Origin of the sequence: Shewanella sp. Sh95, from assembly GCF_001308045.1 — a bacterium.
Taxonomy (GTDB): domain Bacteria; phylum Pseudomonadota; class Gammaproteobacteria; order Enterobacterales; family Shewanellaceae; genus Shewanella; species Shewanella xiamenensis.
The window spans coordinates 20,591-40,325 of the sequence record NZ_LGYY01000135.1 but is presented as its reverse complement, the minus strand read 5'-3'; the positions used below and the strand labels follow the sequence as shown (position 1 = coordinate 40,325).

General features: G+C 41.7%; 13 protein-coding genes and 2 tRNA genes. 6 read left to right on the top strand and 9 right to left on the bottom strand.

Annotated features, from left to right (window positions below; all coding sequences use genetic code 11):
• Positions 1 to 97: 97 nt before the first annotated feature.
• The 3 genes from AEA42_RS10050 to AEA42_RS10040 form a co-directional block, all read right to left on the bottom strand.
• Complete coding sequence (locus AEA42_RS10050; RefSeq protein ID WP_055647652.1) at positions 98 to 2,590, bottom strand: ATP-binding protein; 2,493 nt, start codon at positions 2,588 to 2,590, stop codon at positions 98 to 100.
• A complete protein-coding gene (locus tag AEA42_RS10045; RefSeq protein WP_055647651.1) occupies positions 2,574 to 3,941 on the bottom strand; it encodes a HAMP domain-containing sensor histidine kinase in 1,368 nt (455 codons plus the stop codon). Before AEA42_RS10045 ends, AEA42_RS10050 begins: the two co-directional genes overlap by 17 nt.
• Before the next feature lie 289 nt (positions 3,942 to 4,230).
• Entirely contained in the window at positions 4,231 to 5,541 is a 1,311-nt protein-coding gene (locus AEA42_RS10040) for an HD domain-containing phosphohydrolase (RefSeq protein WP_055647650.1), read from the bottom strand.
• 92 nt (positions 5,542 to 5,633) lie between these two features.
• Between AEA42_RS10040 and AEA42_RS10035 the strand changes: the two genes are divergently transcribed.
• The 4 genes from AEA42_RS10035 (at position 5,634) to AEA42_RS10020 (ending at position 11,627) form a co-directional block, all read left to right on the top strand.
• Positions 5,634 to 6,212: a response regulator gene (locus tag AEA42_RS10035; protein WP_037419118.1), complete on the top strand. Its 579-nt coding sequence runs from the start codon at positions 5,634 to 5,636 to the stop codon at positions 6,210 to 6,212.
• Positions 6,213 to 6,220: 8 nt separating this feature from the next.
• On the top strand, positions 6,221 to 8,197 hold the full coding sequence (locus AEA42_RS10030) for an EAL domain-containing protein (protein WP_055647649.1): 1,977 nt from the start codon (positions 6,221 to 6,223) through the stop codon (positions 8,195 to 8,197).
• Between the two features lie 9 nt (positions 8,198 to 8,206).
• Positions 8,207 to 9,319, top strand: a complete 1,113-nt coding sequence (locus tag AEA42_RS10025; RefSeq protein ID WP_037419113.1) for an HDOD domain-containing protein — start codon at positions 8,207 to 8,209, stop codon at positions 9,317 to 9,319.
• 295 nt (positions 9,320 to 9,614) lie between these two features.
• Positions 9,615 to 11,627, top strand: coding sequence for a sodium:proton antiporter (locus AEA42_RS10020; RefSeq protein ID WP_055647648.1), 2,013 nt, complete (start codon positions 9,615 to 9,617; stop codon positions 11,625 to 11,627).
• 102 nt (positions 11,628 to 11,729) lie between these two features.
• Here AEA42_RS10020 and fadE read toward each other — a convergent pair whose 3' ends face one another.
• Complete coding sequence (gene fadE, locus AEA42_RS10015) at positions 11,730 to 14,177, bottom strand: acyl-CoA dehydrogenase FadE (protein WP_037427644.1); 2,448 nt, start codon at positions 14,175 to 14,177, stop codon at positions 11,730 to 11,732.
• A gap of 244 nt (positions 14,178 to 14,421) precedes the next feature.
• Here fadE and AEA42_RS10010 point away from each other — a divergent pair, with 244 nt between their 5' ends.
• A complete protein-coding gene (locus AEA42_RS10010; protein WP_037427643.1) occupies positions 14,422 to 15,201 on the top strand; it encodes a class II glutamine amidotransferase in 780 nt (259 codons plus the stop codon).
• A 167-nt stretch (positions 15,202 to 15,368) separates the two neighbouring features.
• On the opposite strand, the gene AEA42_RS10005 is transcribed toward AEA42_RS10010, so the two are convergent.
• On the bottom strand, positions 15,369 to 16,166 hold the full coding sequence (locus AEA42_RS10005; protein WP_055647647.1) for a DUF3108 domain-containing protein: 798 nt from the start codon (positions 16,164 to 16,166) through the stop codon (positions 15,369 to 15,371).
• Between the two features lie 127 nt (positions 16,167 to 16,293).
• Positions 16,294 to 16,737, bottom strand: coding sequence for an MGMT family protein (locus AEA42_RS10000; protein WP_156312327.1), 444 nt, complete (start codon positions 16,735 to 16,737; stop codon positions 16,294 to 16,296).
• A 208-nt stretch (positions 16,738 to 16,945) separates the two neighbouring features.
• On the opposite strand from AEA42_RS10000, the gene def reads away from it, so the two are divergent.
• The gene (gene def, locus AEA42_RS09995) at positions 16,946 to 17,437 is read left to right on the top strand and encodes a peptide deformylase (RefSeq protein WP_037427638.1); all 492 of its coding nucleotides are present in this window, start codon (positions 16,946 to 16,948) and stop codon (positions 17,435 to 17,437) included.
• 444 nt (positions 17,438 to 17,881) lie between these two features.
• Here the strand turns inward: def and AEA42_RS09990 are convergent.
• The 3 genes from AEA42_RS09990 to AEA42_RS09980 form a co-directional block, all read right to left on the bottom strand.
• Positions 17,882 to 17,958, bottom strand: a tRNA-Val gene (locus AEA42_RS09990).
• Between the two features lie 49 nt (positions 17,959 to 18,007).
• Positions 18,008 to 18,084, bottom strand: a tRNA-Val gene (locus AEA42_RS09985).
• Positions 18,085 to 18,340: 256 nt separating this feature from the next.
• A complete protein-coding gene (locus AEA42_RS09980; protein WP_037427637.1) occupies positions 18,341 to 19,720 on the bottom strand; it encodes an MATE family efflux transporter in 1,380 nt (459 codons plus the stop codon).
• Between the last annotated feature and the right edge of the window lie 15 nt (positions 19,721 to 19,735).

Below are 19,735 nucleotides of genomic sequence, written 5' to 3'. Positions count from 1 at the left end.
TTGGAGGTACTCAGGCGGCCTGATTATCAAATCACGGAGAAAGAATTGCTGGCGGCCTGGGTATTATTCGCCAATCAGTTGCTCAAATATGGCTATGCTATGGCTGATTTATGAGGGGATCCTTCAGTACTAAGTCTCTAATATCCTCTACATCATCAACAAATAAGATGATTTTCTTTTTCCAGTCTATGATGTCATTTTGAATAATGTTTATTTCATCATTCGTTATGGCAACGTTATTAATTAATTTTTCTGCGGGTAATGTGATAGAGAAACAAGACCCAATTCCAACTGTACTATGCATATTAAGTTGTAAAGACATAGCATCAGCTAATTGTTTGCTGATAAATAATCCTAGACCTGTACCGCCATAATCTCTACTGGTACTGGAGTCTGCTTGAGTAAATGCATTAAATAAACTCGATGCTTGTTCAGATGAAATACCAATGCCGTTGTCGATAATTGCAATATATAACTCATTTTTATCTGTTATGTTCGCAACTAATTTTATAGTACCGTTTTGCGTGAACTTTACTGCGTTACTAATAAAATTGAGTAATATCTGCTTAAGTCTATAAGGGTCTGTTTTTATATATTTAATATTTGATAGATTAATGTCTAACTGAGTGGTTAAATTTTTCGAATGTGCTAAAATAGTTAATGCATCACTTAAGCTGTTTAAAAGCGGTTCAATAGCAACCGATTGCTCAGCTATAGTCATTTTTCCTTCATCAATTTTAGCCGCGTCTAAAATGTCATTAATTATACTTTGAAGGTGAGATATATTTTGTTCAATTTTGCAAAGAGCAGTATGTACTTCACCATGGGTAATGGGTAAAATTTGTTCAGTGAAACCTTTAATTATCGTTATTGGAGTACGAATTTCATGGCTCATATTAGCAAGGAATCTAGTTTTAATTGCTGCTAGATGATTTGCTTTATCGCGCTCTTCTTCAAATTCTCTTGTTCGTTTTTCAACTCTTTCTTCTAACTCTTCATTAAGAAGTCTTACCTCATTCATTGATGATATTGTTGCGTTGTGAGCACCAGTTACTCGTCGTTGCATATTTATAAAGCTATGCGCTAAAGTGTCAATTTCAAGCGCCGATTGAGTAAGATTAAATGCTTTGCTATTTAAGGTTTTGCCATCCCATTGTTGAGTGTAATCTACCAATTGCTCCAATGCCTGTGTGTAGTTTTTTACAAATCTTTTTGATAGTCTAACAGATGTTTCTAATATTGTAGTGATTAAGGCTAGAGCAAGAAAAAAATAAATTGAAAGTTTTATGAAGAGATCGTTCGTGTCAATGAAAAAATATAACTCCCAACCAGTTAAACCTATTTTTTCATTGATGATAAAGTGATGCGCATCTTTGCTAAATGTAATAGGATTAAGTGGGTTGAATATACTTTTTCTTAAAAATGTTTCTTTCATCGGCTCGCTATCTTTAGGTCGAGTCCAGACACTGCCGATATCACCACTTACATTGTTTCCCCATACTTTTCTTCCTGATTTATCTATGAGTATACGATGTGAAATACTATCATTATGTTTATCAAATAATGTCAGTAATGAATTAAGTTTTATTGCTAATTGTAGAACACCATCAAATTTATTTTCTCTTATTATAGGTGTGCTTACAGCAAATAATTGATCATCTCCGAGTGATCTTCCTTTGAAGGTATCACTTATAAAAGACGTTTTTGTTTGTTTTACCAAATAAAAATAGGGACGGTCTGCAACGCTCAAGTTGCCGATGTTGTTTGTGTTTGCATCAACTTTGTAGAAATCTCTAACAATACCATTATTATCTGTTACAAGTGAAGATATAAATTCTGGAGATTGTTCCACAAGAAGTTTTAAAGTGTTTTTGGTAACTTGTTTTTCTGTTGTATTAACAATAGTTTCAATCTTTACGATGTAATCTTTTAGTTTTAACTCAATATTGTCCTTAAGAGAGTTAACTTCATTTTGATAATGAACCATTTGTTTCACAAGCTCTAAACTCGTTAGTCCATTGAGACCAAGTGTAATCAGTAATGTTGCAGGGATTGCTGTGTATAATCCGACTCTAAAAGATAGTTGATGTTGCAATGACTGTTTTCTTAATTGCTCATTATTAACATATAATGCAAGGAGTAAACGTGCAGCTTTTATACTCCAAATAAATAATGCCGTTGATAAAGAGCAATATATAATCAAGAAGGATAAATTATCCTTTATAGCTTCCAGTGAAAAAATTTTTATAACGAGAATAGCGGCTAAAAAATAAATCACAGAAATTTGCGTTGTGTTTGAGCTATTTTTTTTAATATAAATATTAAATAATACGACTTGTATAAGGCTTAGTATTATAGCAATAAAAGAGGGGAGTGGAGATGCAACAAAAACAAAACATACTAACGCCCACAAGGGACCTAAACGTGCTAGAATCAATAAAGCTGCAACATTGCCTATATTGAGAGGTACTGCAATTGGAACGGTTACAACTGATAAATTGGCAACCAATCCAATGATAATACAATATAATGAGAATAATATTCGATGTTTCTTAATGGATTTATTATGTCTTCTAATTATTGCTAGCATGGCTAGACTCCGGTAGACCTATAACAAATTTTGTACCCGAAGGCCCTGTGTAGTCAAGAGTAATAAATCCATTGTGTTGCTCTACTATAGCTCTTGATATTGATAGCCCTAACCCAGTACCTTCACCAATTTCTTTTGTTGTAAAAAAAAGTTCAAAGATATGTGGTATATCAGTCTCATGTATACCGTTCCCATTATCCTTTATTTCAATGTTTATCCAATGATTTATCTTCGTGATATCTATTTCAATTAATCCTTTTTGATGTTTTATTGAATAATAGGAGTTGTTAATAATATTTAATATTACTTGACTTAGTTGTGTTGTGTTTCCTTTGACTAATGCACTTTCTAAATGATGAGTTAAATTTATTTTTATGTGTTTTTTTAGATTGACTTTAGCTATCTTTACCGTATCTTCAACAAGCTTTACTATGTTTGTAGTTGATATGGTTTGTTCATCTGGATGTGAGAAGTTACGTAGGTTTTTAATAATATCTCTCGCACGTCTAGCACCTTCTTGACTTTCATTAATTAATTCAATGCTGTCTTTTAATATAAAGTCAAGCTTATATTTTTTTACGGACTTATTAATTTCTGGATATGTATTGTTTACTTCTTTTATGAATGAGTTGATATCTTTTAAGTACACGTCAAGCGTGTTCAAGTTACTATAAATAAATCCTAGTGGGTTATTTAATTCGTGGGCAACACCGGCTGCAAGTTGACCAATTGCCGCTAATTTTCCTTGTTTCGCTAAACTGTTTTCAATTCTTTTTTGTTGTGCTAATAAACTTTCGCGTTCAGCTGCAATATGGTGATAGTCTCTCAATGTGAGTGTGTTTGCGATAAAACTACAGTAGTTTGATATGATAGATTGTTCTCCAGAGTTAAAGCTATAGGGCTCTTTTTTTAGCAAGATGATGGCATAATCACTGTTGTTAAATTTTACAGGCTGAATTAATGCTGATGTCGCTTGGGGCAATAGGCGTTTTAGTGTACTTGACCAATTAGAGGTAGAGTCTAAATTGATCACTGTTGTTTCTCTAAATTCAAATTTTACAGTTTTAGTATTTTCGAATGTAATGTGTTTTCCAATTAGTTCCTCATGTGTGCATGCTAAAATACTCTGTTCAGTACTTTCTGGGTTGCAAGTTACGATTAATTGAAGATCAGGTTTTAACTCCTGTTTGACTAGTGAAAATAAGACGCTAAAGGGCATAGCTTGGTCTATGTTTTCCGTCAAAGCTTGCATCGATTTTGAAATTAAATTATTGAGTATTTTAAACTCTAATAATTCCTGATTTTCTGCTCTTAATTGTATCAGCAATTGCTGTTGGTCATTTTTATTCATTCAATAGTCCAAATTGCACAGCTAACTTTATAAGAGTATTAGTCGTTTTGACACAGTTGATATGGAGCACGTATGTCAACGTTACAAATGCTAATGGAAGGGATGAAAGTTAGCTTTGTATCAACACTGAGTATAGCTTCGTTTAGCTTGCCAATAATCACCGCAATGGTCATAGGGATGATAACTGCTGAATATTTGTCGGACTTTTAACATCACAGCGTGGGCATTTTACATGTATTCAGTGAGTCATATATTTAAGTCATCCCATTGATCTATAATGTTTTAAGCTTTAGTTTGTTTCTATTTCAACTAACAATTGCTCCTTATGTTTTAGCTGATACTTTGATAATTTATCAAGTGAAGCAGAGGTTAGTATATGTCCTTCAGGCAACAGCAGTATGTGCTTAAGATTGTATAAGTTTTGCTTTAATTTCATACCGGCTTTGAGTGCACTCACTTGTAGTCCTCTTCTAGCTTTGTTTGCTATGTCTACTTCTTCGGAAGTGACTAAAATTGACAAAGCGTTGACTATCACTGGGTCATAATAACTGCCCTGGCGTAGTTTTATTGCGTCAAAGCCGTCAGCCATGCTTTTTTTATTACCATCGTATCGGCCTTCAACATGCAGCCAAAAATCTCTTGCTACTGCCAATATTCGTGACCCAAGAGGGATGTCTACGCCTGCTTTTTGAGCGGGTTCACCTCCGCCATTAAAGCGCTCTAATTGATTGACGATGATGAGTGACATTTCGCTTAAATGTATCGCGGGCAGTAAGATCTCTTCGGCATGTAATGGATGTTCATTAAATAAACGACGTTCACGATCATAGAGGTCGGTATATGCCGTTTCAGCTATTTTGGTGGGGAGCGCGATTTTACCGATTTCTGAAAATAAGCCCGCTTTTGTTATCGTAACTATCTGTTCTGCAGGCAATTGCAATGCATTTGCAAGATATTCGCAGGTGGCGCTGATTTTACGGGCCAGTTCGCCACTGAGCGGTGGATAACTCACGATGATATTGTAGAGTACCTCTAAGGTAGCAGCTTCATCTTTTTGTCGTTCACTTGCTAAGTTTTTGAATTTTAATAGTGTTTGCTTAAGTTGTTCTGTACGTTTTTGAACGGTTTCCTCAAGGGAGTTATTGAGTTCTTTTAACTGTTTGTTTTGTGCGGCTACCTTGGCAGTAAGTTGTTTGTTTTGACGAATTAAGTGGTACATTGCTAATCCTTCGTCAACCACAGTTAATAGTTCTTGATTATCCCAAGGTTTTTGAACATATCTGTGGATTTTTCCAAGATTGATTGCAGAGACCGTCGAGGCAAGATCAGCATAACCGGTCATTAAAATGCGGTAAGCGTCTGGTTGTAATACCGCCGCTTTAGCTAAAAATTCTGCCCCCGTCATATTCGGCATGCGCATATCGGTGATAATGACATTGATTCTATGCTGCTTCATTAACTCTAAAGCTTGGCTCCCGCTATCAGCCAATAAAAGCTGCAGCTCCTTACCGATAAAAAGCCGCTGTAGCGATTTTAGAATACTGGCTTCATCGTCTACACACAAAATCAATGGCAGAGTGCTTTCAGATGGGGTTGGCATTAAGTCACCTATCGCATTTGTCCTATTTGTCTTATAGATTAAAATTATGCTATAAGTGTTAACTAAGCAAGAATAATCATGGGTACGAGAGCATGAAAACGCTCAAGCCAAGCGATATTGCTCAATATTGCGATGTTCATCAACGCACAGTGAGTCGCTGGATCGCTAAAGGTCAATTAAAAGGTCACAAATTACCTGGACGGGGTAATTATCGAGTCTTGGTTGATGACTTCATTAGTTTTCTACATCAACAAAACATGCCAATGCCAGAAGCCTTTTTAGCCTCAAATAATAATGAGTTAATGGCTGATAAAAAGTCTATTCTTATCATTGATGATGAATTATCGATGCGAAATGCACTCAGGCGGGCACTCCATTCAACACCCTTTGCAATTTTATCGGCACAGGATGGTTTTCAGGCTGGGGTGAAAATTATTGCTGAAAAGCCAGATTTAATTCTTCTTGACCTGTCCTTACCTGGGTTGAATGGTTTTGAAGTTATCCAATTTATTCGAGAGCGACCAGAGTTAGCAAATATTAAAATTTTAGTATTATCAGGGCTTTCACCTAAAGAGTTAGCAGAGTCGATTAGATTAGGTGCGGATGATGCGATAGCAAAACCTTTTGATAATCATGATCTATTGGACAGAGTAAATATGCTCTTAAGCTAGAGGCCACAATGGATAACTCTTTACTACTAGTCGATGACGATGTTGGCATTTTAAAGGCCCTAAAACGCTTATTAACTCGTTCTGGCTATTCGGTAAAGACAGCTCAAAGTGGAGAAGAAGCGTTAAACCTATTACTCACTTATGATTGTAAAGTTGTTTTGACCGATTTTAGAATGCCCTATATGGATGGAGGGCTGTTACTTTCTAAAATCAAACGCTTATATCCTGAAGTCGTCGGGCTTGTCATTAGTGGTTATTCAGATTTTGAGTCGGTGAAGTCATTACTTAATGCGGGTAGTGCGTATCGTTTTCTGCAAAAACCTTGGGAAGATAACGAGTTACTTGATGAAATAGCGAATGCATTTACGCATCACAACAAACAGATTTTTCAACGCCAATCCCAAAAAATGTTGTTGGCTAGTTCCGATGCCTTACTCGAGATATCCCCATCTAATCAAATTGTGCATGCTAATATTGCGGCGACAAAGCTCTTGGGTTCAACCTTGGTCGAGGGACGTTTGCTTGATGAGTTTTTGGTTGAAACAGATAGGTTAACCTTGCAGGAACAGACATTAGCAATCGGTCAGAGTGTATCTATTAGGTTATTGAATCACACTGAATTAGAAGTGAGTTGTCGTTTAGCTGGTCCTTCTGGGGTAGTTTTGTGTTTAAATCCCGTGACTGATGGTGAGTTGCTAAACACGGCATTTGAACTTCCTTCGCTGCTTAATTATCAGCAGCTTATATCGGTGATAACACAATATCTCAATTCTCGCAGAGCTATGGTTCTCGTTGTTATCAAGATCAAAAGTTTTGAACTCTGGAGCCGCATGATTGGTTATTCAGAAGCGCAGCGGACTATCGAGCATATTGCATTACAGCTACTTAATTCCACTGGTACGGCAGGGGAGCTTGCACTACTAGCTAATGAACAATTTGTGCTTTGTTTACCTGATATTACCTCCGAGATGGACGCTTTACAGAAGGCCGCTTCAATTATTGACCCCGTGACTGGTAAAGCTAATTTGACCTCATCTAAGTTGGATTATGCTGTCAGTTACTGTCTTATACCCGACGATGGTGATGAGCCTCGATCCGTTCTGAATAATTTATTACTGGGTAATCTGATGATGGCAGAAGACTCCGTCCGGATGTTTATGCGTTATGATCAGCAAGCTATTGAACGAAAAAAACACCAGATCTCATTAAATCAGGCGTTATTTCATGCGGTGCAACAGCGTCAACTTTTTCTGCATTTTCAGCCAAAATTTGATTTTGCCAAATATAATTTGTCCGGCTGTGAAGCCCTCATTCGGTGGCAGCACCCCGAATTTGGGATGGTTTCACCTGCGTTATTTATTCCTTTAGCAGAGCAACATGGCCAAATGGTGGATATTGGCTATTGGGTGCTCAAAACGGCCTTTATTACTGCGGCTAGATGGCAGAGTGAAGGCATTCAATTTGGAAAAATGGCAATTAATATATCTGGTCGACAGTTAACTGAGCCTGATTTTATTCACTGGATAAAGCATCATATTCAGCTGACAGGCGTTTCACCTACAGATTTAGAATTTGAATTAACCGAAACTTTTTTGCTTAATAACCTTGAAGATTGTGCGATCACCCTTAAGGCGATTGCTGAACTCGGTATCAGTATTGCGATAGATGATTTTGGTACCGGTTATTCATCTTTGAGTTACTTGAGTAAACTGCCTATTAATGTACTAAAAATTGACCGTTCACTTGTGCTCGATATTGAAAGTAATTTGAATACTGAAAGTTTAGTGGCTAATGTGGTCAGGTTAGCACATGATCTGAACATGAAAGTGGTTGTCGAGGGTATTGAAACATTGGACCAACTCAATATTGTCAAATCCTTAGGTTGTGATGTAGTGCAAGGATACTGCATTTCTAAACCGCAATCTGAAGAGGAGTATTTAGCGCTATTGGCTTCTTTTGAAAGTCTTTCAGCCACAATGGCTTAGGAGAGAGTTATGTTTAATGTACTCTTTGTTGATGATGACAGTTTTATGCTTAGAGCTCTCTTACGGCTAGCGAAAAGACTGAGACCTGACTGGCAGTTTTGGACTGAGGAGGATGGCCTAAACTGGGCAAAATCTATAGCTAATGATGTTAATGTCGATCTTATAATCTGCGATTATTTAATGCCTGATGTTAATGGCGATAGGGTACTCGTTGAGGTTTCAAAACATTATCCCCAGGCAATTAGAGCGTTACTTACAGGTGACACGACAGAGGAAGTAGTATGCAAAGCGGGCAAAACGGCTCATTTTGTATTGAGTAAACCCTTCAATGAACAGGATATTGTACAACTTCTGACCTCTGTGGAACGGGTTCATAAATTGCCATTCTCCCAAGACGTTAGAGCAATGTTGGGCGCAAGTGCTTTATTACTGCCACTGCCAGACATAGTACAACAGGTCCGCAAAGTGCTTCTAAATCAGCAATCCGAAGCCGCCGATATTGTTGATCTTATTGCCCACGAACCAATTATTACCGCCAAATTATTACAACTCGCAAACTCCGCGTTTTTGGGTTTTAGCCGCACAACACTGTCAATTGAAGAGGCTATCAAACGCTTAGGGGTGGATTTAACTAGCGCGATTATTAGTTCTATCGCCATTGAGCAATCGGCGACGTCGATTATTGATAAGTCTGCGCAGAGTAGAATTAACGAACATGCGTATCAGTTAGCGCTTAACGCTCAAAAAATCGCTAAAGCACTTAATTTACAAAAGAGTTTACAAGAAGAGCTATTTATTGCGGCTTTGATGTCGTCAATAGGTGAGTTGATTTTGGCATCTCGTATTTGGCAAGATTCGTTTGCGACTCAGTTTACGGAGTGGCCAGTGAGAAAACTCATCGTCTCTATATCAGCCTATCTTTTAACGCTTTGGGGGTATAGCGAATCCTTATGTGACAACATTTTATCCAGCGCAGAGCCAGAGGTGAGTAATGTTGAACATAATCTAGCCTTATTATTATGCTTAGCACACTATGCCACTAAATATCACGGCAGAATCCCCGATGAAATATTGAATAAGCTACCCGATGAGCAAATAAAACTAAAATTAGCTAATCTCTAACTCAAGATACATTTGTGGGCATTTAGATCTTACATATTTATTCGATCACTAACTTATCCCAACTTGCTGAATAGACTGCAACTTTATTCTCTGTCGCTTTCGTGTTCTTATATAGCAATGTAACCCTTCGAACTCCCTTGGTATGCGAATAAAGTTGAATATCATCTAACTTATTTGCATCACTAGAGCGTGCTTTTTACTGCTATTGTTATCATTAACCGTTTATTTTCCTGAATGAAAAAGCGTGTTAGGTTAAATCCACAATCGCATGCCTCACCTAACGAAAGGATGTTTTATGGTTGAAAAAATCACTGGGATGCTAGCACTCATCGGCGTGCTTTCGCTTTTTTGTCAATGGCTTGGTTGGAAGTTGAGATTACCAGCAATTTTACCGCTACTACTCTGTGGTTTATTACTAGGTCCAGCATTTGGAGTGTTAAATCCCGATGCAATATTTGGGGATTTACTGTTTCCGATTATTTCCCTAGGCGTTGCCGTGATCCTGTTTGAGGGCGCATTAACCCTCAATTTTAAAGAGATTAAAGATCATGGCCGCATGGTGACTCACTTAGTGAGTATCGGCATGGTGATCACCTGGGGCTGTATCAGTACCGCCACTTTTTATCTGCTGGATTTTAGTTGGGAAGTCGCACTGCTATTTGGTGCGTTGGTGGTGGTCACGGGGCCAACTGTGATAGTACCAATGCTGCGCAGCGTTAGGCCAAAGTCGCAGCTCGCGAGTATTTTACGCTGGGAAGGGATTGTGATTGACCCAATTGGCGCGCTGCTAGCGGTATTAGTGTTTGAATATATTACGGTATCTGGCAATCAAACTAGCCATGTACTCTATGCACTAGGTTCTATGCTCACACTTGGCTTAGGCTTAGGCGCTGCATCGGGTTACTTAATTGGTCAAGTGATCCGCCACAATTTGTTGCCACACTATTTACGTAATACCGCAGTATTAACCCTCATGCTGGGGATTTTCGTCGGCTCAAATTTGTTGCAGGAAGAATCGGGATTGCTCACCGTGACTGTGATGGGCATTTGGCTGGCGAATATGCGCGGCGTGGATATTGCTGAAATCCTTGAATTTAAAGAAACACTGACAGTACTGCTGATCTCCGCATTATTTATTCTGTTAGCAGCGAGACTAGACTCGAATGCTATGTTGGATTTAGGCTGGGGCGGTATTGGTGTACTCGCTGTGACCATGCTGATCGCACGGCCAGTTAGTATTTGGGTATCTGGCATAGGCACGTCATTATCAAAGGCCGATAAGTGGTTCCTATGTTGGATTGCTCCGCGGGGGATTGTGGCGGCGGCCGTGTCTTCATTATTCGCCATTAAGTTAGAGGCAAACAATGTACAGGGCGCCGAAGCCATTGTACCTTTAGTGTTTTTAATCATTATCGGCACAGTGGTGATCCAAAGCCTAACCGCGGGCCGCTGGGCGAAATACCTTGGGGTTACGTCGGGTTCGGCGCAAGGATTATTAATTTTTGGTGCCTCCAAGTTTTCCCGCGAGCTGGCAAAAATCTTAAAAAGCAAAGATGTCAAAGTGCTGCTGGCCGACAGCAACTGGGATAATATTCGTCTTGCGCGGATGGATAATATTCCGGTCTATTTTGGTAACCCTGCCTCGGAACATGCTGAAACCTATATGGATCTAACAGGGATTGGCCGCGTGCTGATCATGTCGCCTTATAAGCAGTTAAACCCGCTGGTGACCTTTTATTTTCAAGATGTATTAGGCGCTAAAAAGGTTTTTGGCCTTAATAATGCCGAGCAGGGCAGCGCGCGCCATCAATTATCTGAGACTTACAAACAGCGGCTATGTTTGTTTGGTGATACGGTTTCCTATGCCAAAATCGCTAGTCAAATGTCGAAAGGGGCGCAACTTAAAGTCACTAACTTAACTGAAAACTTCACTTTCGAGCATTTCCGCAAACGTTATGGTGAAACGGCATTGCCGTTAGTGTATCTGACCAAAGAAGGTAAAGTTGTGATTGTGTCAGGCAATAACAACCAATTCCCCAACGGCATTGAGTTGATTAGTTTATTGCCCGTTGAAGCCCTTGAAGAAGCGAAAATCCAACAGGCGATTGCAGAGCAAGAGGCGATCGCTGCACAGGCCAAAGCGGCGGAAGAAGCTGCCCTTGCGAAAGCCAAGGCCGAGGAGAACGCTGAAGCTGAACGTCAACGACTTGAGCTGCAAGCGCAAATCAAGGCGGCGGAACAAACGCAACCTGAGGTTGAAGTTCAAGAAAGCATTAATACATCTGATGAAACTCTAGCTAAGGGATAAGCCCGTTAAGTGAGACGAAAATAAAAAAGGCACTAGATTGTAGTGCCTTTTGTTTATTTTGATGGGCTTATTTAGTACAGCTTAGCTAGTAGAGCTTAGCGATTAAGCGGCGCGTTCCTGTGACGTCGTTGCAACGACTTCAGGGCGCAGTTCGGCTGGGTCAAAGTCATCCACATTGATAGACTTCATACGGCCGATTTCGGCACGTTCCAACAGTTGTACTTCGCTGTCGCTTAGTACGCCTAAGGCTTTACCTTCAGCAGCAACTTTATCTAACCACATGAAAGGTAAACGTTTGCCACTGGCTTTACAGACTTTGTCGAATAAAGGTTCGGCGGCCAGAATATCCTTCAGCGTTTGCTCTTGGATACCCACAGCATTGTGCTCAGAGTTAGTCCAGAACTGACCTTTACCTAAACGATCACGGCTTTCACAAGGCGTTTGCATGATCTTAGCCACTTTATGGTCTAACACATCGCTTGGACGTTTCAGTGGACGACCAAATGGGAACATGATGGCGCGTAATACGCCGCCCAGACCCATAGGGAAGTTATCCAGTAAATCGTCTAATGAAGCCTGTAACTTGTACAGAGCATCTTCAACCGCCCATTGTACCAGTGGTAGATCGTCTGTTTGACGGCCTTCATCTTGGTAACGTTTTAAGGTTGCAGAGGCGAGGTATAATTGGCTTAACAGATCGCCTAAGCGGGCAGAAATACGCTCTTTACGTTTTAAGTTACCGCCTAAAGTTGCCATCGCTAAGTCTGATAGCAGGGCAAGGTTAGCACTGAAACGGTTCATATGTTGATAATAACGCTTGGTTTTATCTGAGTAAGGCGCGTTAGAGAAACGGCTTGATGTCAGACCTAACCAGAAGCTACGGACAAAGTTACTGGTCGCAAAACCAATGTGACCGAAGATGGCCGCATCGAAGTTGGCTAAGCCTTGGCCAGACTCAGTATCAAACGCTGACTCCATTTCGGCTAACACGTACGGATGGCAACGAATTGCACCTTGACCATAGATGATCATCGAACGTGTCAGGATGTTTGCGCCTTCAACGGTAATCGCAATCGGAGCCGCTTGATAGCCACGGCCTAAGTAGTTGTTAGGGCCTAAGCACACACCTTTACCACCGTGGATGTCCATGGCGTCGATAACGCATTTCTGCATCCGATCAGTCAGGTGATATTTCACTATAGCCGAGATAACTGAAGGTTTTTCACCTAAGTCGATACCTGTGGTGGTTAATGAGGTCACGGCATCCATCAGGTAGGCGTTACCACCGATGCGTGCCATTGGCTCTTCAATCCCTTCCAACTTACCAATAGGCAGTTTGAATTGACGACGAATACGCGCATAGGCACCAGTTGCTAACGCTGCGGTTTTGACGCCACCGGCAGAGTTTGATGGCAGGGTGATACCACGGCCAACAGATAAACACTCAACCAGCATACGCCAGCCTTGGCCAGCCATTTTCGGACCACCGATGATAAAGCTTAATGGTACGAATACGTCTTTACCGCGAGTAGGACCGTTTTGGAACATACAGTTCAGCGGGAAGTGACGACGACCCGTTTCAACGCCTTCAACGTCTGTAGGAATAAGCGCGCAGGTAATGCCCAGCTCTTCTTTATCGCCTAACAGGTGATCAGGGTCACGCAGTTTAAAGGCTAAGCCTAATACAGTCGCAACAGGTGCGAGGGTGATATAACGCTTGTTCCAGGTTAAGCGCATACCTAAGACTTCTTCGCCTTCCCATTGGCCTTTACACACGATACCAAAGTCAGGGATAGAACCCGCATCGCTACCAGCCTCTGGGCTTGTCAGTGCGAAACATGGCACTTCTAGCCCTTTGGCTAAACGTGGCAGGTAATAGTTTTGCTGCTCTGGCGTACCATAGTGTTGTAACAGTTCGCCAGGGCCTAAGGAGTTAGGCACACCTACAGTGGATGCCAGCTCGCTGCTTAAACCCGCAAGCTTTTGCAGTACGCGTGATTGGGCGTAGGCTGAATACTCTAAACCGCCGTACTTTTTCTTAATGATCATGGCGAAGAAACCGTGATCTTTCAGGTATTGCCATACTTCAGCAGGCAAATCAGCAAGTTGGTGTGATACTTGGTGTTGATTCACCATGCGGCACACTTCTTCAACTGGACCGTCTAAGAAGGCTTGCTCATCGGCACTTAAACGAGCAACAGGGTAGTTGTGGAGTTTTTTCCAGTTTGGGTTACCCGCAAACAGATCGGCTTCCCACCAAGTGGTACCAGCTTCAATCGCTTCTTTTTCGGTTGAAGACATTTCGGGCATGATGCCACGGTACATCTTCATCAGTGGGCGACTGATAACATTTTGTCTAAATGCACTGATATTGAGGGGCAGCGCGATCACCAGGAAGATAATCCAAGAGATAGGGCCGACAACATCGAGTGTCCATCCGGCTGTCATCACAACAGCGGCTGCAATAGTGGCAGTGAGCAAAGATACCCGAAGGTAAGCTAGGGCTCCTAGCACTAAGATCATGGCGATGATCCAAAGTAGGGTAGTCACTGTAATTTCTCCTTAAGTATGACCGAGTGCCAATCACAGGTCATAACGAGTTTTGTTGATTGCGATCACAATTATAGTTTGTGGTCTGACCTGTGTCGCATAAAAGTTAAACCTAAGGCAGTTTTAATACAAGTATTTTTCAAACAATTGTTTAAATTTTTTGTCACCTTTGATCATTCCACAAATGTCATCAACTAGTTACAATGCAAAACTGTGGATATTTGGATAGAGAAAGGCGATAAACATGTGTGAGTTACTGGCGATGAGCGCCAATGTGCCGACCGATATTGTTTTTAGTTTTACGGGTTTAGCACAGCGTGGTGGCGTCACTGGGCCCCATGTTGACGGTTGGGGGATAACTTTCTATGAGGGCCGTGGCAGCAGAACTTTTAAAGATGCTTGCCCGAGTAGTGAGTCGCACATTGCAAAATTGATCAAATCCTATCCGATTAAAAGCGAGGTGGTGATAAGCCATATTCGTCAGGCCAATCGCGGCTGTGTTTCCCTTGAAAATACTCACCCATTCACCCGTGAGTTGTGGGGCCGTTATTGGACCTATGCTCATAATGGTCAGTTAAGCGATTATCAGGCGAAGTTTCAGGTGTCTCGTTATCAGAGTGTTGGTGATACCGACAGCGAGCTGGCTTTTTGCTGGATATTGGAGCAAATCGCGGCCAAGTTTGGTGATCGTCGGCCTGAAGATATGCAAGCGGTGTTTCGATTTGTGGCAACGCTAGCCGAACAAATCCGTGCGCTTGGGGTGTTTAATATGATCCTCAGCGATGGCGAATACTTGATGAGTTATTGCAGTAATAATCTGTGTTACATCACCCGCAGGGCGCCGTTTGGCAAGGCAAAATTAATTGATACCGATGTAGTGATTGATTTTGATAAAGAAACCACGCCACACGATGTCGTGACTGTAATTGCCACTCGGCCGCTAACCGAAAACGAAGACTGGCAGGTGATGCAACCCGGTAATTGGAAGTTGTTCCGATTAGGTGAGCTGCTTATCGATTTGTAATTGGGGCGCTGTCACAGTCAGTCATTGCACTTTGACGGAATTAAATAAGACACAAAAGGCCAAACGGAGTCACTCACGTTTGGCCTTTTATGTTTTGTGCTGTGTTGTTACGGCATCTTAGAAACAGCGCTAAATCCATCTTAAATTGCGATAAATGTGTAACTGGCTTAATTCGCGCCTGTGCCGAGGAGTTTAGGTACTTTCTGCTCCGTCGGAACTTCAATATCAACAGCAGCGGGCACGGCTTCAACTGGCACATCGTCGAAATGATACTTAAGCAGTTTGATATCTAGCTGTTTGCTGCCTTTTTCAAAGTGCGTCAGACGAACGGGGAGGTAGGCTAAATCCGGCGCCATCCAAAAGAAGGTTTGGCGTTTATGATTGTCACGCACTACCTCAATTTTGACTGTATCATAACTGCCGCTTTCAATTGTCATCCGTTCCTTACCAATCACATGGAACTTATACTCATCGAGCTCGTTAGATTTAATCATTTTATAATCAAGCACTTCTTTGCCAACGCTGATATCGAGTCGAAACTGCAGCTGCACCATTAAGGGATCGAAAATATCGCCTTCAAACGGGAATTTACCTTTTTCATCCTTATAACGTGTGTGGATCATGCCCTGTGCTTTAGCAAAGGCGGTTTGTTCGATAAAATTTGGGCCGACGCCTTGGCGCTCATGCAAATAGCGCAGGGGCAATAATTGATTCCCCTCTTGGGCAAACTCACTCAGTACATGGCGCACATCGGTCAGTAATAACAGGCTAAGATCGCTGTCGAAGCGATACTTATAGACGCCATCCTCTATGGCTGGCAGTTGATACTTGGCCTTACCCAGTTCAACATCACCATAATTAACTTGATATTCAGCAGTTTGAGGCGTTAAAGGCGTTGGCGCCGCCATCGCAAATACGCTGTGGGTGAGTGCGAGACTCACGAATAACGTTGGAATTGTGCGCAATTAATGCTCCTTTATATCGCAAACAGAAAGCGTCTAACACTGCTTACCCTATGGCTCAGCTATCAAATTTAAGTGTTTATAACCGAGTTTATATTGGAATAAATAGTTTTTAGATCAATATATTAAATTAGAACGGGATTGACATCACTAAGGTTGCCATATCCGGTTGCCACTCACATTCAGACAAGTTCACTTTGCCACAGTTCACCATTACACCTTCAAGGCGCAATAATTCCATCTGTTCCTGAAAGGAGGCTGAATGTTTTTCGAAGGAAATTTTTCCTTGGCTATTGAGTACTCTATGCCAAGGAAGTGACAAATGTTCGGGAGCCAATTTGAGAGCTCTGGATACATAGCGAGCGCGTCCTGGTAACCCTGCGAAATCGGCGATCTTACCATAACTGCTCACTTTGCCGGGCGGGATCATCGCTACAATCTGCCAAATCTTCGCCATGGGTGATAGGGCATGACTTCGTATCTCTTGTGTATTGTCTAACTCGTCTGGCGTATTAGCCTTATCTTGCTCTAAGTAGCGATAAAGTGGAGACTTATCTTTTGCAAACCGCATGATGATGCCAAGTAAAACATGAACAGATGAGCCAGTGTAGCGTTAAACGAAGGCCAAGTGAAACAGAGGCTAGTTTGAAAAGCCGTAATGTCAATCTAAAAAATCGATTGTAATGATTTTTATTAAACTATTTAGTTTTGAATATTGAGAAAACACAGGAATAGTTCATAATGGCGCCAATTTTTTTGACTCCATAAGAGATGAAACAGGCATGGCTGTACTCGATATTCTGACAATTCCCGATGAACGTCTAAAACGCAAAGCGCAACCCGTAAAAGATATAGAAGCAATTCAGGGATTTATCGATGACTTAATCGAAACCATGTACCACACTGACGATGGTATCGGTCTGGCCTCTACCCAAGTGGGCAGTACAGATGCGGTGATTGTGATCGATTTATCCGAAACCCGTGACCAACCCTTAGTGCTGATTAATCCAGAGATTGTTGAAAAGTCTGGCGAGTATGTGGGTGAAGAAGGCTGTCTTTCAATCCCAGGTTACCGCGCCAAAGTGAGCCGTTTCGAAAAGGTCAAAGTCACCGCCTTAGACAGACAAGGCAAAGCGGTTGAAATCGAAACCGACGACTTTTTAGCCATTGTTTTGCAACATGAAATTGATCATTTACACGGTAAAGTGTTTATCGAGCATTTATCGGCATTGAAGCAACAAATCGCCTTAAAAAAGGTACGTAAATACGCCTAATTTCCCCAATGTCTTGCTCTGTAAAGCCGCACATTAGATTGCGGCTTTGCTGTTTCTAGGCGGCATTACCCGTCGTACTCATGGTGATAAAATTGTTACATTGTTGAATGTTTATCTAGATACACGCAAAACGAGTCTGTTATCAGCATCTATGGGCTAACTACGATGGTAATAACAAAAAATCATCAAAAGCATGTTGTGCCAACAGGTTTGGCACGAAATGGGCACAAATTCAGAAAAACGGCGAATTAGAGGGAAATTGCGGTAAATGTGGATTAAGCAATAGAGGCAAAATCAGACAGAGCCGAAGGGTGGGGCATGTTTGAATGTTTGTGGAAAAACCTAGAACAGGCATGAAGATTTTATCTTCGGCACAAATAAAAGTAAGTATCCCGATGGATATTTATTTTAAATTGCTGTTTTTTAGGGAGTTAAAGTAAAATTTGGTACACCCGAGTGGACTCGAACCACCGACCCCTACCATGTCAAGGTAGTGCTCTAACCAACTGAGCTACGGGTGCACTGTTTACTTTTTAATAAGAAGTCAAAGTTTATACTCTTTGAAGAGAGTGGTACACCCGAGTGGACTCGAACCACCGACCCCTACCATGTCAAGGTAGTGCTCTAACCAACTGAGCTACGGGTGCATTGTATTACTTATATCGAAACCGCTAAACGCATCTCGCTTTCGAACGAGCGCTATATTAGGGGGATAGCGAAAGGCTGGCAAGCAAAAAAACGAATTTTATTGTCAAATGGTGAATTGCTGTGCAACTTGCCCAGTGTTTCAGCAAAGTTACTGATAAAACGGCAAGTTAGGCTTCAAAGGTTGAAAAATTAAAAGAAATTAAACAAAACGGCGAGCTAATGCTCGCCGTTGATTCAGGTTAATTATGTCCTATGTCAATGGTGCACGCTGTCGCCTTCAATCAGACTTAAATGTACGCCATGCTTTTGAATATAACGTAGACGGATAAAAAACAGCAGCGCCGCCGAGGTGAGACCTGCAATCAATCCTGCCCAAAAGCCATGGGCGCCCATGGCGGGTACGATAAAGTCGGTATACGCCAAGGTATAACCTAAGGTCATGCCGATTCCCCAATAGGAAAACAGCGTAATATAAAACGCACTGCGGGTATCCTTATATCCACGTAGTGCACCAGCGGCAACCACTTGGACGGAGTCAGATAGTTGATATAGCGCGGCCATCAACATCAAACTGCCAGCAAGTACCACCACTTCAGGATCGCTGTTATATAACTCGGCGATTTGAAAGCGGAATATCACCGTTAAGATTGCGGTCGATAAGGCCAACGATAGTGCTAACCACAATCCGACTTTAGCCACCACGGCAGAAATATCTGCACGATCGCGGCCAAGGTAGTAGCCAATACGAATCGAGACGGCAATACCAATCGACAGTGGCAACATAAATACAATAGCGGAGAAGTTCAACGCTATCTGATGACTTGCCACCACAGTCGCGCCTAATGGCGCCAGCAGCAGGGCGATAATCGCAAACAGACTTACTTCAAAAAATAACGCCATCGCGATTGGCATGCCGAGCTTGGTCATCTTCTTCATGGTGGTAAAATCGGGGCGATGGAATTGGCTAAAGGGTGCCAATGCGGCAAATTTCTTATGAAACTGCATATAAATCGTCATGGCGATCAACATGGCCCAAAATACCAATGCAGTTGCGACACCGCAGCCAGCGCCGCCCATGGCAGGCACGCCGAAGTGACCATAAATAAAGATATAGTTTGCTGGAATATTTACTGCGAGTCCCACAAAACCGATGATCATAGTCGGTAAGGTATAAGAAATCCCCTCACTGCAACCACGCAATACTTGATAGAGCACAAATGCGGGGGCACCCCATAAAATACCGTCGATATATCCTATGGTTAAGTTGTACAATTGGGGCTCTAAATTCATATGGCTGAGCACGAGTGGCGCGGATGCGAGAAACGCCATTACGCCAAGGCCACCAATTAAGGCTAAGTAGGCGCCTTGAAACGCCAAAGGTTGAATGGCTTTCTGATTATTTGCGCCATTGTGATGGGCAAATAATGGCGTAAAAGCCATCAGTAGCCCCTGTACAAATAGAATTGCGGGCAACCAAAGACTGGTTCCCACGGCAACTGCGGCCATATCGACCGCACTGACGCGACCCGCCATTACCGTGTCGATAAACCCCATCATGGTTTGTGTCACTTGGGCGATCAACACTGGAAGTGCGAGTTGAATTAAGCGTTTGGCCTGAAAGCCTGAATGATTCATAAATACAGCCTTTAA